This is a genomic window from Megasphaera sp. DISK 18 (genome assembly GCF_001682955.1).
In the GTDB taxonomy this organism is placed as follows: Bacteria; Bacillota; Negativicutes; order Veillonellales; family Megasphaeraceae; genus Megasphaera; species Megasphaera massiliensis.
The window spans coordinates 1-694 of record NZ_LUGJ01000061.1; the positions used below are offsets into that span (position 1 = coordinate 1).

The 694-nt window shown below is 43.5% G+C and carries 1 protein-coding gene; it reads left to right on the plus strand.

From position 1 onward, the window contains the following. Window positions 1-138: 138 nt before the first annotated feature. The coding region (locus A0U42_RS10545; RefSeq protein ID WP_065360941.1) for a helix-turn-helix domain-containing protein at window positions 139-694 on the plus strand (556 nt) is incomplete at its 3' end.

The window sequence follows — 694 nt, forward strand, 5'->3', positions numbered from 1 at the left end:
ATCATCGTCATTCCTAAGACCGGTATCCCGGTCCTATTTACGAAAAACTCTCCAGCTGCATCGCCAAGTGATATGCTCCCCCGGAGGTAGACATGAGAAATAATAAAATCTCATGCTACTTGAAGGGGAGTATTTTTAATGCGAAAAACAAAGATATGTGCTCAAGAGAAATTGCATACCGTCAAAAACATCCTCCATGGAACAGAATCTATCCGTGCGGCTGCCCAGCGTCTGTCCGTTGCCCCATCTGCTGTCAGAGCTTGGATTTGTAGTTATAAAGGGAATGGTATTGATGCCTTTTCACATACGGGGAATAAGCACTATTCCCATGAATGTAAAGTTCAGGCAGTAACCGCTTATCTGAATCAGGAAGGATCGCTGTTTGCTATCTGCCAAAGATTTGGTTTGAGATCATCAACACAACTACGCACATGGATTAAGCTGTATAATAGTCATGAGGAGCTGAAAGCTTCCGGAACAGGAGGATTTTCTATCATGACAAAAGGCAGAAAAACAACATTTGATGAGCGAGTTGAAATGGTTCAGTATTGTATTGCTCATGACCATAATTACGCAGAAACTGCGGTAAAGTATGGCATTTCCTACCAACAGGCACGCAGCTATACGCTGAAATACGAGGCCGGTGGTCTTGATGCCTTACAGGATAATCGCGGGAAAAGAAAAACGGAAGACC